The organism is Mangrovibacter plantisponsor (genome assembly GCF_003182475.1).
Classification (GTDB): domain Bacteria; phylum Pseudomonadota; class Gammaproteobacteria; order Enterobacterales; family Enterobacteriaceae; genus Mangrovibacter; species Mangrovibacter plantisponsor.
Genome location: NZ_QGTS01000007.1, coordinates 167,461 through 179,787, shown reverse-complemented (window position 1 = coordinate 179,787; position 12,327 = coordinate 167,461). Strand labels below are relative to the sequence as shown.

12 protein-coding genes and 1 pseudogene are annotated in these 12,327 nt (G+C 49.6%); 7 read left to right on the top strand and 6 right to left on the bottom strand.

What is annotated here, in order from left to right:
* Positions 1–71 precede the first annotated feature (71 nt).
* Entirely contained in the window at positions 72–974 is a 903-nt protein-coding gene (locus tag DES37_RS13025) for a LysR family transcriptional regulator (RefSeq protein WP_110026073.1), read from the top strand.
* A gap of 183 nt (positions 975–1,157) precedes the next feature.
* On the opposite strand, the gene DES37_RS13020 is transcribed toward DES37_RS13025, so the two are convergent.
* Positions 1,158–2,084, bottom strand: coding sequence for an AraC family transcriptional regulator (locus DES37_RS13020; RefSeq protein WP_245930066.1), 927 nt, complete (start codon positions 2,082–2,084; stop codon positions 1,158–1,160).
* Between the two features lie 163 nt (positions 2,085–2,247).
* On the opposite strand from DES37_RS13020, the gene DES37_RS13015 reads away from it, so the two are divergent.
* Together DES37_RS13015 and DES37_RS13010 are read left to right on the top strand one after the other, a co-directional pair.
* Positions 2,248–2,994, top strand: coding sequence for an SDR family NAD(P)-dependent oxidoreductase (locus DES37_RS13015; RefSeq protein WP_110026071.1), 747 nt, complete (start codon positions 2,248–2,250; stop codon positions 2,992–2,994).
* Positions 2,995–3,011: 17 nt separating this feature from the next.
* The gene (locus DES37_RS13010) at positions 3,012–3,725 is read left to right on the top strand and encodes an SDR family oxidoreductase (RefSeq protein ID WP_110026069.1); all 714 of its coding nucleotides are present in this window, start codon (positions 3,012–3,014) and stop codon (positions 3,723–3,725) included.
* 210 nt (positions 3,726–3,935) lie between these two features.
* On the opposite strand, the pseudogene tnpA reads toward DES37_RS13010, so the two are convergent.
* Positions 3,936–4,127 (bottom strand): annotated as a pseudogene (gene tnpA / locus DES37_RS13005) (IS200/IS605 family transposase); the annotation flags it as partial.
* Between the two features lie 247 nt (positions 4,128–4,374).
* Between tnpA and DES37_RS12995 the strand changes: the two are divergent.
* Positions 4,375–5,076, top strand: coding sequence for a class I SAM-dependent methyltransferase (locus DES37_RS12995; protein WP_110026068.1), 702 nt, complete (start codon positions 4,375–4,377; stop codon positions 5,074–5,076).
* Between the two features lie 35 nt (positions 5,077–5,111).
* Entirely contained in the window at positions 5,112–5,459 is a 348-nt protein-coding gene (gene yajD, locus DES37_RS12990) for an HNH nuclease YajD (protein WP_036109773.1), read from the top strand.
* Positions 5,460–5,477: 18 nt separating this feature from the next.
* Here yajD and DES37_RS12985 read toward each other — a convergent pair whose 3' ends face one another.
* Positions 5,478–6,419, bottom strand: coding sequence for a LysR family transcriptional regulator (locus tag DES37_RS12985; protein WP_110026220.1), 942 nt, complete (start codon positions 6,417–6,419; stop codon positions 5,478–5,480).
* 161 nt (positions 6,420–6,580) lie between these two features.
* On the opposite strand from DES37_RS12985, the gene DES37_RS12980 reads away from it, so the two are divergent.
* Positions 6,581–7,330, top strand: a complete 750-nt coding sequence (locus DES37_RS12980; RefSeq protein WP_110026066.1) for an SDR family oxidoreductase — start codon at positions 6,581–6,583, stop codon at positions 7,328–7,330.
* 52 nt (positions 7,331–7,382) lie between these two features.
* On the opposite strand, the gene DES37_RS12975 is transcribed toward DES37_RS12980, so the two are convergent.
* On the bottom strand, positions 7,383–8,831 hold the full coding sequence (locus DES37_RS12975; protein ID WP_110026064.1) for an aminotransferase-like domain-containing protein: 1,449 nt from the start codon (positions 8,829–8,831) through the stop codon (positions 7,383–7,385).
* A 180-nt stretch (positions 8,832–9,011) separates the two neighbouring features.
* Here DES37_RS12975 and DES37_RS12965 point away from each other — a divergent pair, with 180 nt between their 5' ends.
* Entirely contained in the window at positions 9,012–9,203 is a 192-nt protein-coding gene (locus tag DES37_RS12965) for a DUF1127 domain-containing protein (protein ID WP_036109762.1), read from the top strand.
* Between the two features lie 65 nt (positions 9,204–9,268).
* Here the strand turns inward: DES37_RS12965 and DES37_RS12960 are convergent, their stop codons facing one another.
* Together DES37_RS12960 and DES37_RS12955 are read right to left on the bottom strand one after the other, a co-directional pair.
* Positions 9,269–10,594 (bottom strand): 6-phospho-alpha-glucosidase, encoded by a 1,326-nt coding sequence (locus DES37_RS12960; protein ID WP_110026061.1) that lies wholly within the window; start codon positions 10,592–10,594, stop codon positions 9,269–9,271.
* A gap of 11 nt (positions 10,595–10,605) precedes the next feature.
* Positions 10,606–12,213, bottom strand: a complete 1,608-nt coding sequence (locus DES37_RS12955; protein ID WP_110026059.1) for a PTS transporter subunit EIIC — start codon at positions 12,211–12,213, stop codon at positions 10,606–10,608.
* Positions 12,214–12,327: the final 114 nt, after the last annotated feature.

Below are 12,327 nucleotides of genomic sequence, written 5' to 3'. Positions count from 1 at the left end.
GACTTTCGTAACAAACAATATAACTGTTATCCAGGATTGATAATTGGGTTCAGTTTCGCTTTAATTGTGCCATGAAGGAACAAATTGGTTTTGAAAGGCTTACGGGTCTTATTGCATTTGCTCGTGCTGGTTCTCTCGGCAGCTACACTGCTGCGGCACGCTCTTTGTCCATTTCACCTTCAGCGGTAAGTAAGAGCGTTCAACGACTGGAACAGCTTCTCGGGGTCACTTTATTTATCCGTACCACTCGCTCTCTGGTTTTGACTGCGGAAGGGCGCGAGATTCATGAGCGGGCACTACGGCTGTTGCGCGATGCTGATGAGATTGAGCAACTGGCAAAGCGCGCTCATGCTGAGCCAGCGGGAATATTGAGAATTGCGGCATCGTTACCGGTCGGTATTCATTTGATTGCGCCGGTTATTCCGCAGTTCTGCGCAATTTACCCAAAAGTGAAGATTGACTTACGGTTAAGTGATCATGTGATAAGTATCGTTGATGAGAATATTGATATCGCCGTCCGGCTCGGCGAACTCGCAGATTCAAATCTGTTGTCACGCCATCTTTCTCCCTATCACATAGGTTGTTATGCTTCGCCTGAATATTTGGCCCGGCATCCCGCGCCGGAACACCCGTATGATCTGAATGAGCACAAAACGGTCAATCTGCGTTACCAGAATACCGGGCAGATTTTTCGTTGGCCGTTTCGGGTTGGCGAAAAGGAGATCGAAATTGTGCCTTCATCCAGTATTATTGTTGATGTCAGTGAAGCCGTTGTAGCGGCAATTACTGCTGGTGCCGGAATAGGGATGGTTGCGAGCTTTATAGCGGATTCGTGGGTAAAAGATAAAAAGTTAGTTCCTCTGCTGGCGGGCTATACAGTAGAGCGGCATAATATTTCGGTACTGTGGCATGAAAGCCGGCGTTCTAATCCCGCAGTGCGGGTATTTCTGGATCATCTTTTTGAACATGTCTGAATTCTTAATACCGGTTTGAGTAAGGTATAGTCACCCAGTTGTATCTCCATTGGGGTACCCTCCGGGCAAAGCATTTTCGTGGTTCGAAGTGAGGGGGCTCACATTGCCTTACCTGCCATTCCGGTAATGGCAGGTTGAGATCGTATTAATATTAAATGCGCCGACATCGTGATCAGCATGAAATTATTCCGGCCAGTATGACTCAGCTTTAACCTTTAATAAATGGCGTAGACGGTGCGCTTCTTTTTGTGGTGGGCTACCAAAGAACCGGCTAAATTCTCTGCTGAATTGTGTCGGGCTGACATAACCAACCCTTAAAGAAGCTTCGCTGGCAGTGACATTTCGTTTTACCATTAAAAAACGCGCCTGGTGTAACCTGATAGAAATAAGGTACTGCTTTGGTGTTGTGCCAGTGAATGCTCTGAAATGGCGGTGAAAAGAAGGAATGCTCATCCCGGCTACTTTCGCCAGCATATTGATGTCAATATTATCCATAAACCGGGTATGCATAGTACGTATAGCCGCAGCAACTTGCCTGAAATGCCCCTTTCCGGAGAGCGCCGCTCTTATTGAGGCTCCCTGAGTATCAATCAGCACACGATAATAAAGTTCTTTCAGAATACCCGGCCCCAGAATTCTGGCTTGCTCCTCATCAGAAAGTGTTGTCAGAAGCCGATAAACCGTATCTGACAGCTCTCCTCCCTGCGGGGTGGAAAACATTATCCCTGCACTCTCATTATCGCTTATGTCATTTCCCCGCATTTCAATCATTAATTCGGCGATAAGTGCGACATCGAGCGATACAGACATGGCCAGCAGAGGTTCCTCCTGGCTGGCAGTTGTCTGGCTGGTAAACGGAACAGGAACTGAGACAACCAGATAATGCCCGGCATCATAGATGAACGCCTGTCCGCCCATTAAGCCTGTTTTCTTTCCCTGCAGAACAATAACTATGCAGGGTTCATAAAGAACGGGTGTATGAGGCATAGATTCATTTACCCGCAACAGTTTGACCTCCTTCATCGGTGTACGTGAGTAGCCTTCATCCGGTGCAAGTGCCAGAAAGGCAGAGATCATTTTCTGTGTCAGTATTGAGGGGAATCCGGACACTACGCCTCCTGTAAATACGAAAGGATAATTTCTTTCCATTATTTCCGTGTGTCAAAAGTGATTATGAGATAAATAGATAATGTTTGTACAGTAATCAACATTGTTACGTTTATCTGCTTCTCATATCCTTTTTGCCTCGAAGGAAATGAGGAGAGGAGTAAACATGACAGATTTTTTAGGTTTGAAAAACAGAGTGGCGATTGTTACGGGGGCCGCTGGCGATATTGGCAGGGCGACAGTAAAGCTAATGCTGAGCCATGAAGTGAAGGTGCTGGCTCTGGATATTAACCCGGAGGTTCATTCTCTGGCCCGGGAAAATCAGGTGGTGACTCATATTTGTGACGTCAGCCAGGAGCAGAAGGTTATCGACGCTGTGAAGCTCGCACAGGCAGAATTCGGTGGGGTGGATATTCTCATCAACAATGCGGGTAAGACCCTGAATAAACTTGCTACCGAGACATCGGCTGAAGAGTGGGACAGCATTATGGCCATTAATGCCAGAGGATATTTTCTCCTGAGTAGAGAAAGCCTGAAGGTCATGCAGCCCCGCAGACAGGGAGCGATTGTCAATGTGGCGTCCGTTGTGAGCATGGTTGGCATGAAAGCAACTTCGGCTTACTCGGCTTCTAAAGGCGCAATAGCCCAGTTGACTAAAGTGCTGGCTCTGGAAGCGGCTGAGTATGGTATCCGGGTTAATGCGGTGGCACCCGGCGTCGTCGAAACGAATATTCTTTCCGACATCGTGGAAGACAGCCGTGCCACGTTGTCCAGCTATGGCCATGTTCACCCACTTGGACGAGTGGCTCAGCCGGAAGAAATTGCCGAAGCAATTACCTGGCTTGCATCACCTAAAGCCAGCTTTGTTACGGGAACAATATTAATGGCAGATGGCGGTTATACCTCACAGTAACCAGGAGCACAGCAATAATGAAAAGACAGCGTATTTTGATTGTTGGGTCTGAGAAAGGGCTTGGGCTGGGGCTGACAGAAGCTTATTTGAAAAAAGATTGGGAAGTTTTTGCCACGCACTTACCAGATGCTGATGTATCTTCCCTGCTTGCTCTGGAAAGGGATTATCCGGATAACCTCACGACCGGCGAGATTGATGTAACTGATGCGAGCCATATCAGGCCCTTTATCGACAGCCTTGGTGCACGGGCGTTTGACATTATTTTTACGGTTGCCGGGATCTACGGACCCTTGCATCAGTCCGTGTTGCAGGCGTCGGATGCTGAATTCCAGCAAATAATGATGACCAATACCTTTGGGCCTGCCCGTCTGGCCAGACACCTTCTGCCGTTCATGAAACCTGCCAGCACGCTGGTTTTTATGTCGTCACACCGGGGCAGCATTGCGGGCAATACCGAACTTGGCATAGGTCTGGAGCTCTACCGTGCCAGTAAAGTGGCGTTGAATATGCTGGCTCGTTGTATTTATATGGATCTGAAACAGGGTGAACATACTGTACTGTCTGTTCATCCGGGCTGGGTCGCGACAGCGATGGGCACGCTGGACGGCGCAGTTGAAGCAGAGATTGACGTGAAAACCAGCGTCAACGGAATGGTTAATGTCATTGAGCTACACCGTAATGATAAAAAACATCTGTTCCTTGACTATGAAAATAACACCTGGCCCTGGTAAAAAACGGCGAAACGAGCCAGCAATATCGCTGGTTATTCTTTCAAACGTCTGCCTGGCGCACAGTGGGCATTTTTTCTCTGGCACAGCATTCACATAATAACCCAACATCATTTCTTTATCTGACGGCCGCCTTCCTATTACTTCAAAGGGTACTCCCGCCGACGAAGGCGGGAGGGGAATTTGGATGCACCTGTAGGGCGCAAAGACTCATCAGCCACGCTGATGCTGAATGTACTTCTTCACCACTTCCAGCGGTGCTCCACCGCACGAACCAACAAAATAAGAGCGCGACCAGAGCACCGGCTTCGAGTACGCAGCCCGCAAATCGATAAAATCATTCCGCAACCGCCGACTTGTGACGGCTTTCAGGCTGTTTACCAGCTTCGAAAGCTGTACTGTTGGCAATCTTCCAGGATAATGCACACAAGTTTGCCAAAGATCCCCAAATTAAGGCCGATATTGCAGCCAGCGCGGCAGCGTTCCAGGCACTTACAAACCTCTGAACAGTTTTCTTCTGAATCGCCGTGTAATAAGTATTGGTCTGGTTGTGCACTGGCGAAATTGGCCAGCTAATACACCACCTGGCATTGTGGTATGTTGCTTATTAGCATTCATTCAGTTGAGTTAACAAAACAGGAAACAGACCTGCGTGAATCTCTTTGAAGAACAGTACCGTGCACTGAGAACCCAGGGGGCGCAAGCCTGGGCTGGGGAGGGGTATACTCGTGCTAAAAAGCAGCAGGAACAAGTCTTCGCATGGCTGCAGTTAAATCATTATTTGCCACTTCCCGGAGCCAGTGCCCTGGAACTGGGGTGTGGAAATGGTGCCATGGCTGCGCAATCACTTGCTGAGCGAGGCTACTCTGTATGGGGTGTTGATTGCTCAGAAACGGCAATCGAATGGGCCAGTGCACTTTTTCAACAAGAAAAATTGGCCGCTCAGTTTCTTGTGGGGGATGTGTGCCACCTTCCTCAGTTACAGAACTCCATGTTTGAGTTGATTATTGATGGCAGTTGTCTTCATTGCCTGGTCAATGAGGCGCGGCAACGCTGTTTTTCAGAAGTGAGAAGATTACTGAAGCCAGAAGGCCGGTTTGTTATTAGCTCTATGTGCGGCAGCCCTCGCAACCCTGAAGATATTGCGCGTTATGATCCTGATAATTATCACTTACTCAGAAATGGGCAACCCTGGCGAACGCTGAAGCCCTTTCAGGCGTTACTTGATGAGGTACAGAGCGCAAAATTTACGGTGCTTGCTACTCAGGTAAACAAGAATTCCTGGTGGGACCACGCAACCATTGTCTGCCAGCCTGTCTGTTCGCCAGGTACTTTTTCCCGTTATGGGATATAGTGTGAAATTATTTCTACTCTGCAGGTAATACGGCAATGGCTCTGATCCCTAAAAACTACGCGCGGCTGGAAAGTGGCTACCGTGAAAAAGCACTGAAAATCTACCCGTGGGTGTGCGGGCGCTGTTCACGCGAGTTTGTGTACTCCAACCTGCGTGAATTAACCGTTCACCATATCGATCACGACCATACCAATAACCCGGAAGATGGCAGTAACTGGGAATTATTGTGTCTGTATTGCCATGATCACGAACACTCAAAGTACACGGAAGCGGAACAGTACGGCACAAGCGTTGTGGCAGGGGAAGATGCGCAAAAAGACGTTGGTGCTGCCACCTATAACCCGTTTGCCGATTTAAAATCGATGCTTAACAAGAAGAAGTAGTGCCAGCTATGCCTGCCACTACTTACCTGGTTGATGATTGCCAGGTTGATGAGGCGCACCTGCCACCCGTTGCGGAAAGATTTCCAGCAGCCATTCAATAAACACACGTAACCGGTGTGTGACGTGGCGGTTTTGTGGGTAAACCACATGGAAAGGATAGGGTGCCGGGCGCCACTCCTGCAGAATTTCTGTCAGCACACCGGCTTCGATTGCCTTTCCGGCACAATAACGGAATGTCTGTACAATCCCTATCCCGGCCAGGGCTGCCGCCAGGTGTGCATTGCTTTCGTTAACACCAATACGGTGGTCAATCTTAATTTCTTTTTTCTCTCCCTGGCGTTCGAAGCGAAACGGTGTGGCCTTGCCATTTTGTGGCGATACATAGCTCACCAGCCGGTGCCCGTTTTTCAGTTCCTCTGGGGTAGCCGGTGTCCCGTAGCATTTGAGGTAAAATGGAGTGGCGCAGGTAACGAAAGTGGCGGAGCCAATATAGCGGGCAACCAGCGACGAGCTTTCCAGTGCGCCACCGCGAATCACGCAGTCCACGTTATCACTAACCAGGTCCACTGAGCGGTCTGAAACGCCTAAATCAAGGCGAATATCGGGGTAACGGGCCAGAAAATCCGGCAGTGCGGGAATTAACACATCGCAGGCAGTGGAACTACCGATATCAACACGTAACGCTCCACGTGGTTTGCTGCGTGCGGTACTGAATGCGCTGTCGATATCTTCCAGGTCGCGCAATATTCGCGTGCTCTTTTCATAATACTCATGGCCCTCTGGCGTGACTGTTACGCGGCGGGTGGTGCGTTGCAGTAAACGAACGCCAAGGTGCGCTTCCAGTTCCTGAACCAATTTACTGACCGTGGCGTTAGGCATATTCAGTGAATCTGCCGCCCGGGTGAAATTACCTGACTCCACAACCCGGGCAAATACCCGCATGGCTACCAGTTGGTCCATTTTCACCTCCACGTATCAGTTTTTCCTGATTATACACACCTGTGAATAGTCATTTTAATTTTTCGCTATTTTTCAATAAATATGCCAGCTGTACTGTAGCGCCATACACCGCACACATCGGGCGGGTTGCTAAATAAAACTGCTGAATAGAGGAAATGAAAATGAGCAAACAACTGAACGGTAAAATTGCATTAGTTACCGGTGGCACCAGTGGTATTGGCCTGGCAACAGCAAAAGAGCTGGTGGCACAAGGTGCCCGGGTATATATCACTGGCCGCCGCCAGCAAGTGCTTGACTCCGCCATCGCGGATATCGGCGGCAGTGTTACCGGAATTCGAGCCGATGCATCGGTACTGGCAGACCTCGATAAGGTTTACGCGCAAATCGCGAAAACAGCCGGGAAACTGGATATTCTCTTCGCTAATGCAGGCGGTGGCGACATGCTGCCTTTGGGCGAAATCACCGAAGAGCATTTTGACGACATCTTCGGCACCAACGTGCGTGGCGTGTTGTTCACCGTGCAAAAAGCACTGCCGTTGTTGACGGATGGCGCGTCCGTCATCCTCACCGGTTCAACCACCTCAGTGAAAGGGACTGCCAGCTTTAGCGTGTACAGTGCCAGCAAAGCCGCTGTGCGTAATTTTGCCCGCTCCTGGGTGCTGGATTTGAAAGTGCGCAATATCCGCGTGAACGTGGTCAGCCCGGGCCCAATCCGTACTCCGGGTCTTGGCGGCCTGGTGCCTGACGAATACCGCCAGGGGTTATACGACACGCTGGCAGCTCAGGTGCCGCTGGGCCGACTGGGTGAAGCATCAGAAATTGGCAAGGCCGTGGCCTTTCTTGCCTCCGATGCAGCAAGCTTTGTGAATGGCATTGAACTGTTTGTTGATGGCGGCATGGCGCAAATTTAAGTGAGTGAAACGCCGGGCTGTTGCGCACATCCTTGTGCAACTGCCTGGTGTGTCAGGCCGGTGCTTTTGGTGGTGTGAGCGCGTTAGCTTCCTCCAGCGCGTCATACACCACATTACCAATCTGGTGCAGGGCTTCCCGGTTGGTTTCGGTTAACGGCTGGGCACAATTGATGCGCAGGCAGTTACGGTATTTACCCGATGCCGAGAACAGCGAGCCCGGAGCCACCTGAATTTTGAGTTTTGCCAGGCGGCGAGAAACACACACCATATCCACCTGTTCGGGGAGCTCAACCCATAACAGGAAGCTACCTTCAGGGCGGGTAACACAGATACCATCCGGGAAATACTGGCGAACCCAGCAGGTCCAGTTTTCCATGTTTTGCTGGTAAACCCGGCGCATACGGCGCACATGGCGGGTGTAGTGCCCGTCGCGAATAAACGCGGCGACCGCCAACTGTGTGGCCGGCACATTGGTGCCCATGGCGGCATATTTGGCGTGCAGTACCCGGTTGAGATAGCGGCCCGGCACAATCCAGCCCACCCGCAAACCCGGTGCCAGGGTCTTGGAAAATGAACTGCACAGCAACACGCGTCCGTCTATATCAAACGATTTTATGGTGCGTGGGCGCGGGTAGTCGTTGGCAAGTTCACCATAAATATCGTCTTCAAAAATCACAATATCATGGCGTTGCGCCAGAGAAACAATGGCGCGCTTACGGGCATCCGGCATGATAAAACCCAGGGGATTATTGCAGTTGGGGACCAGAATAATACCTTTGATGGGCCACTGTTCCAGCGCCAGTTCCAGGGCTTCAATACTTATTCCAAGACTGGAATCTGTTGGGATTTCAATGGCTTTAATGCCATATCCGCGTAACATTTGCATGGTGCCGTAAAACGAAGGCGACTCAACCGCCACAATATCACCGGGCTGGCACACCGCCAGCAGGGCGGCACTAAGCGCTCCCTGGCAGCCGCTGGTAATGACGATGTCATCGGCACTGGCCTGTGTACCGCTGTCTACCATCAGGCGGGCGATTTGCTCACGTAATTCAACTTTGCCAGCCATGCCATCATAACCCAGCACTGTATCAAGGTTGTGTTGCACCAGGCGGCTTAGCTCTCGCCATAACGGTTTGAGGGTAGGCTGGCTCAGGTCGGGTGAGCCACTGCTCAGCGCCACAATGCTTTTGTCCTGGTTGTTATCCAGTAGCGTAGTAATTTCATCCCACTGTGTGACATCTACTGGCCGTTGCACCGGGTGGCTCATGGCGGGGACGGGCGGTTGTGCTTTACGTGGTGCAACAAAATAACCCGAACGGGGCTGGGGAATGATCAGTTGCAGGTTTTCCAGTACCTGGTAGGCCTGCTGAACTGTACTGATGCTGACACCGTGCTCGGTGCTTAGCTGGCGCACCGACGGTAATTTTTCCCCACTTTTCCAGAGCCCCTGTTCAATACGCTGAGCAAGCAGTGTCGCCAGATGTTGGTAACGAGTCATGCTGTATCCTTGGTTAATGCCATACAGAAGAGAAAACCAGTACAGATAGCGGCAAAAAACACCATGCAGATCTCATATTGAGTTATCTGTATGGTAAAGAAAAGTAATTTTTGAATCTGTATTGCAGCAGGCATTCCCGGCGATGATAAAGCCACGGCATCGAGATGGGGGAGGCAGAGCATGGAGTTTTATGAAAACCGTTCCAGGGCACCATTTAAAGGCTTTGTACTGATTTGGCATGCATGGAAACACTGGCGGGCACGGCGCAAGACGCAGCGGGTGTTGCAGCACTTAAGTAATGAACAGTTAAAAGATATTGGGTTGTCGCGCAGCGACGTTGCCGACCCGTTAGACAAAACCTGGCCGCGTTAATACCAGAGAAAGATCAAACTGGCGCAGGGCAGTATGTATGCCTGCGCCAGTGAATAGCAGCCGGTTTAGTGCAGTTCTGGCCACCAGGCTTTGTTTTCAGCAATCAGTGCATCTAATATGCGGCGGGCTTTTTTCGCATCCACAATGGTACGGTTTAATGTCAGCGCCTGTAATGCTTTGGTGTAAGAGCCTTCAAACCAGGCCTCAACGGTTAACCGCTCATAAGCGAACTGTTGTTCGATAAGCCCTTTATAAAAGACCGGAATTTTACCAACGCCATAAGGCCTTGGCCCGTGGCAGCTTATCTCGGCGGTGACTTCCACCATGACATCGTCATCAAGGTTTTCTACCAGGCCCTGGTTAGGCACCATGACAATAAATTTCTTTTTCAGGTTAAAGGCGATGGATTCAGCGAGTTCGACAATCATGTCGCCATGAGCATCATTGTGCACAACATGAACATTACGGGTGGTACCTTCTGCTACTGCCTGGCGGCACTCATCAAAAACCCGTTTTTCACGCCCGTCCATCACTTCGTTAGCACGGGTATAGTGGGGATCCAGTTTGCTCAGTTTATATTCAGGGTAGAGATAATATTGCAAATAGGTATTCGGCAGGTAATCCGGGAAATCACGCAACATATCTGCGACTGCGGAGTAGGTTTCCAGCCAGGATTTATCGCGCTGTTCGGCATCAACAGGTTTGAAACCATTTTCAGCAATAAAGGATTTCAGTACCGGAGCCAGATCCTGGCCTTGCTCGTCATATAAATGTGTAAACCAGCCAAAATGGTTCAGGCCAAAATAGACTGGGTCAAAGGTAGCCGGGTCTCTGCCCAGCAGGCGGCCATAGGAGCGCAGCAGGTTTACCGGCTGGTCACAAATATTCAGCAGGCGTTTTTCGTCCGGGAAGCGCTTATTCAGGGCATCAGCAACAATAGCCGCTGGGTTAGTGTAGTTAAGGATCCAGGCGTCTGGTGAATACTGGCGTACTTGTTCAACCAGCTCAATCATGTCGCCAATGGACCGCATACTATAAGCAAAACCTCCGGCTCCACAGGTTTCCTGGCCAATCGCCCCCAGGCTGAGCGGGATTTTTTCATCTTTTTCCCGCATGGCATATCCACCGGTGCGCATTTGGCAGAATATAAAATCCATATCACTAAAGGCGGTTGCTTTATCCGTTGTGTAAATAAATTCTAATTCTGGATAAGATTCACTGAATAAAACTTTGGCAAACTCACCAATCACTTTCTGGCGTTCTTCATTGATGTCAAACATCACCAGTTTTTTTAATGGCAGGCGAGATTTTAATTTACATAACGCTTTGAGCAGGCCGGGTGTCCAGGTGGAACCACCACCTACCAGGACAATATTAAATTCTTTTTTCATTACGAATTCCCTTATTGGGTTGGTTGTATCAATAAATGTTGTTTTACGGCAGTGGCAACACTTTCCACCTGTGGGCCGTAAATAACCTGAATATCGTGTTCTGTTGCCCGAATAAAGCCACTGGCGCCAGTCTTCCTGAGCAGGCTTTCACTGACTTTATCTGCCTGGTGTACTTTTACCCGCAACCGGGTAAAGCAGCAGTCCACTTCGTGAATATTTTCTCTGCCGCCAAGCCCGGTGATAATTTGTTCGCTCAGTGTATCTTCCTGGCCGGAATGGCTGACCACAACAGGTGCCTCACTGTCTGCTTCACGCCCTGGGGTTTTGACATTACGGCGTAAAATAACCCATTTGAATGTGAAATAATAAACAGGGGCCCAAATACAACCGAGTAACAGGCTGAACCACCATTGCGTTGCTTTACCACCCAGAACACCGAACACCATAAAATCAATAAATCCGCCCTGGATATTACCAATCATAATATGGAGTAATTGAGAGCAGGCAAAAGATAAGCCAGTCATGATGGCATGGAAAATAAATAATACCGGTGAAACAAAAATAAAACTGAACTCCAGAGGCTCTGTAATACCGGTGGTAAACGATGCCAGTGCGCCAGCCATCATTAGCGCTTTGACTCGTTGCTTATGCTCAGGCCTGGCGCAACGGTAAATAGCCAGTGCGGCGGCCGGTAAGCCAAACATCATCACCGGAATTTTTCCCTGAGCCAGAAAACGGGTGGCATGGCGGGTAATGGTGTCGGAAATCTCTCCCGGGTGCGCCAGCGCATAGTTAAAGATAGACAGCGCACCAGTAATACTTTCACCATCTATATGAAGCATGCCACCCACTGGGGTAAAGCGGACAGTTTCATTAAGAATGTGGTGTAACCCGGTTGGAATCAGGACTCGTTCAGTAAAAGCATAAATAAACGTTCCAAAAGGGCCCGATTCACCAATAAACTGCCCAAGGGAAATAATGCCGCTGGCAATAACAGGCCAAATCAGTGACGTGGTTACCCCAGCCAGCGGTAAAACGATGACAGTAATAATCGGGACAAAGCGCCGCCCACCAAAATAGGCAATGGCGGCAGGGAGTTTAATTGTGTAAAAGCGGTTGTGCAGCAGTACGGTTATCAGGCCACCGAGCACACCCCCTAATACGCTCATCTGGTATGAAAATATCCCCAGCACATGAGTGAATTCAGCAGAATACATTACCGCAGCAGACTGAGTCATCCCGCTGGAAATAAGTGCAGTGGCAGAAGTGGTTTCTGGTGTCAGGCCCTGGATGGTTAAACTATAATTAACACCGATATGAAAAGTGATAAAACCAATAACTGCCGCCAGTGCTGCAGTGGGCTTTTCATCTTTCGCCAGGCCAATTGCCGTGGCAATACAAAATAGTAGAGGCAGGTTAACAAATAATGCACCTGATACTTTTCTGATAAAACCAATGACTGTTTGCATGGCCTGAGCATGAATAATGTGCTCACCAACGATGGCCGGGTTTTGTAGGGCAGCAGCAAGACCAAGAAATATTCCGGCAGCCGCAATAACAGAAATAGGCATCATCAGCGCTTTGCCTAAATCCTGTAGAAAGGCACCTGTCCTGTTCATTGTTTTTTCCTGTAATTAATGTGCATGGTACGGGGCACTGCTCAGAAATAAGTATAAGTGTTTTGTATGTATAGTTGTCTAGCCCAGCGGACAAAAAGTAAGCTTACGATCACA